The 1,923-nt window shown below is 28.8% G+C and carries 4 protein-coding genes; all 4 read left to right on the top strand.

What is annotated here, in order from left to right; genetic code table 11:
- The first annotated feature begins 110 nt into the window (after nt 1–110).
- The 4 genes from yabP (at nt 111) to BMX60_RS11770 (ending at nt 1,684) form a co-directional block, all read left to right on the top strand.
- Nucleotides 111–413 carry a sporulation protein YabP gene (gene yabP, locus BMX60_RS11785; protein ID WP_177159816.1) on the top strand — a complete coding sequence of 101 codons (303 nt, stop codon included), beginning with the start codon at nt 111–113 and terminating at the stop codon, nt 411–413.
- An 8-nt stretch (nt 414–421) separates the two neighbouring features.
- Entirely contained in the window at nt 422–853 is a 432-nt protein-coding gene (gene yabQ, locus BMX60_RS11780; protein ID WP_091351623.1) for a spore cortex biosynthesis protein YabQ, read from the top strand.
- 64 nt (nt 854–917) lie between these two features.
- On the top strand, nt 918–1,217 hold the full coding sequence (locus tag BMX60_RS11775) for an FtsB family cell division protein (RefSeq protein WP_091351622.1): 300 nt from the start codon (nt 918–920) through the stop codon (nt 1,215–1,217).
- A gap of 74 nt (nt 1,218–1,291) precedes the next feature.
- Entirely contained in the window at nt 1,292–1,684 is a 393-nt protein-coding gene (locus tag BMX60_RS11770; RefSeq protein WP_091351621.1) for a S1 domain-containing RNA-binding protein, read from the top strand.
- The last annotated feature ends 239 nt before the right edge of the window (nt 1,685–1,923 follow it).

Genomic DNA, 1,923 nt, shown 5'->3' with positions numbered 1-1,923 from the left:
ATAGATTAAATACCACACGAACAGATTAGCATAAAGAAAAATAACGTAATCGCTCTTGACAAACAGTCTTAAAAGGCTAATTCAAAGATAACAAGATGGGAGGGGAAAAAATGAATATGGATAGAATTAAAGAACATAAAGAACAAAAGGAGCATAAACTCACATTAATCGAGCAAAAAAAATTAGAAATTACAGGGATAGAAGAAGTGGATAGTTTTAATCAGGAGGAAGTAATTTTAGTTACCCATGATAATAACTTAATAGCTATAAGAGGAGAAGACCTTAATGTTAAAAATCTCAATACAGAGTTAGGAAAAGTAAATATTGAAGGTATGGTTTACGAAATATTATATGCAGCTCAAAGGGATGGGGGTAAAAAAGGTAAAGGCTTAATGGGGCGTCTATTTAGGTAGGGACAAAGATGTCAGTATGGTTTCAGACTTATGTTTTAGGAGTTATGTTAATTTGGGGGGTAATTTTGGGTATAATATTTGATATTTATAGATTTTTAGTTCCTACACATAAAGTTAAAGGAATTGTTCAATATCTTTTAGATTTTATTTTTTGGATTCTTGTTATTATAACAACCTTTGTGGTATTTATCTTTGCCAATTATGGAGAAGTTCGTTTATATTTAATAATGGGTATGGCTTTAGGGTTTATACTTTACATTAAAACATTAAGTACATTAGTAATTAAAGTTTTAAAATTTCTTAGAACTGCTTTTATTAGAATATATAAATTTATCTACAAACTATTACTAATATTGCTGTCACCCATTATCTGGATAACTTCTAAATTATTCTCCTTTATCTACTTATTAAAAAAGTTTTTTATAAAATCAAAGAAATAAAAAAGGAAATAACTTAAGTTTTGTAGAAGAATATTAATAAAACGGGAATAAGGGGAGTTATCTAATGGCAAAGGGTACTGTGAAGGTTTTTTTTACCTATGGTTCAAGAACTAGAAGGATTGTATTATATATTGCTATCATATATACATTGATAACTTTAGTAAAACAGCAAATTACCTTGTCTAAAATTCAGCATGAAATAGAAAATTATAATATTAAGATCCAAAATTTAGAAGAAGAAAACCATGAATATCGAAGGGCTATAGAGCGATTACATGACTTAGAATATATTGAATATCTTGCAAGGAAGGAATTAGGATTAGTTAGAAAGGGTGAAAGGGTTTATATTTTTTCTAAGCAATAACTGTTATTGACACATTTCTAAGCTATAATGTATAATTAGCTATACTAATATTTTAGGGGAGGAAATTTGAAATAATGTCTATTGAAGTAGGAAGCATTTTAACAGGAACAGTGACCGGGATAACAAATTTTGGAGCTTTTATACAACTTCAAGGAGGAGTAACTGGTCTAGTTCATATCTCTGAAGTAGCAGATAATTATGTAAAGGATATCAAAGAACATTTAAAAGAAGGTCAAGAAGTAAAAGTAAAAGTTCTATCTGTTGGTAAAGATGGGAAAATTGGTTTATCTATTAGACAAGCTAATTCTAAATCTGTATCAAATAAAAGTTTTAACAAAAAACAAAGTTCAAATATTTCTTTTGAAGATAAATTAGCTAAGTTTTTAAAAGACAGTGATGAGAAACATCAAGACTTAAAAAGACACACAGATTCTAAACGAGGTGGAAGGGGATCTCGGAATTATTAAAGCATCTAATTTTAGATGCTTTAATTTTGTTATAAATATACTTTATTAGCAAAAATTATCTATTGACCCTAAAGGATAAAAATATTATACTATATTAGTGTTAAGGGAATAATAAAAAACAAAAAAAACCTTGACAAAATTAAATAATAATGTTAATATAATAAAGCATGATGACGCGGGGTAGAGCAGCCAGGTAGCTCGTCGGGCTCATAACCCGGAGGTCGCAGGTTCAAATCCTG

It is taken from the genome of Anaerobranca gottschalkii DSM 13577 (genome assembly GCF_900111575.1).
Classification (GTDB): domain Bacteria; phylum Bacillota; class Proteinivoracia; order Proteinivoracales; family Proteinivoracaceae; genus Anaerobranca; species Anaerobranca gottschalkii.
This window is presented reverse-complemented; position numbering and strand designations above follow the sequence as displayed.

Excerpts from the sequence above, each read along its gene's own strand:
- yabP (WP_177159816.1), top strand. The coding sequence starts at position 111 with ATGAATATGGATAGAATTAAAGAACATAAAGAACAAAAGGAGCATAAA.
- yabQ (WP_091351623.1), top strand. The coding sequence starts at position 422 with ATGTCAGTATGGTTTCAGACTTATGTTTTAGGAGTTATGTTAATTTGG.
- BMX60_RS11775 (WP_091351622.1), top strand. The coding sequence starts at position 918 with ATGGCAAAGGGTACTGTGAAGGTTTTTTTTACCTATGGTTCAAGAACT.
- BMX60_RS11770 (WP_091351621.1), top strand. The coding sequence starts at position 1,292 with ATGTCTATTGAAGTAGGAAGCATTTTAACAGGAACAGTGACCGGGATA.